We start from the raw sequence: 446 nt of genomic DNA, 5'->3' as shown, positions 1-446 counted from the left end.
ACCGATAGTTTTGATGATTTACTCGGACAAGGAAGCTTTGGAAAAGCGTTAACAACGATGTCAGGCTATGAATCCGTAAGAGATATTATCGAATCGGGAACTCCTGGCATTTCAATCGCAAGAAAAGCGATTTATAAACTTAAAAATTCTTCTGTGGTTTCAGATTTTCTAGTCAGCTTTTTAGGGAATTTTGACGGCATGATAGGGACATCCATTGAATTACCCATTCTGATTGTGGATACAGTAACGCGACTAGACGAAATTATTTCTCAATTAGACGCACTCAAAAAACATGCGATTCCGATGCTGTTTCAAGGAATCGACAATGAATTTTTTAGTGATGGGATGGTGAAGGAACTCAAAGCTCATTATAAAAGGATAGATGAAAATAAAGAGGTTGTAACAAGTCAAATTATTACGTTCGGTACACAAGTCACTTATGTATC

1 pseudogene is annotated in these 446 nt (G+C 36.8%); it reads left to right on the top strand.

Features of this window, described 5'->3' with window-relative positions:
* Window positions 1-446, top strand: a pseudogene (locus R8923_RS14270) (SA1320 family protein); the annotation flags it as partial.

The organism is Listeria tempestatis (assembly GCF_963575625.1).
GTDB lineage: Bacteria > Bacillota > Bacilli > Lactobacillales > Listeriaceae > Listeria > Listeria tempestatis.
This window is presented reverse-complemented; position numbering and strand designations above follow the sequence as displayed.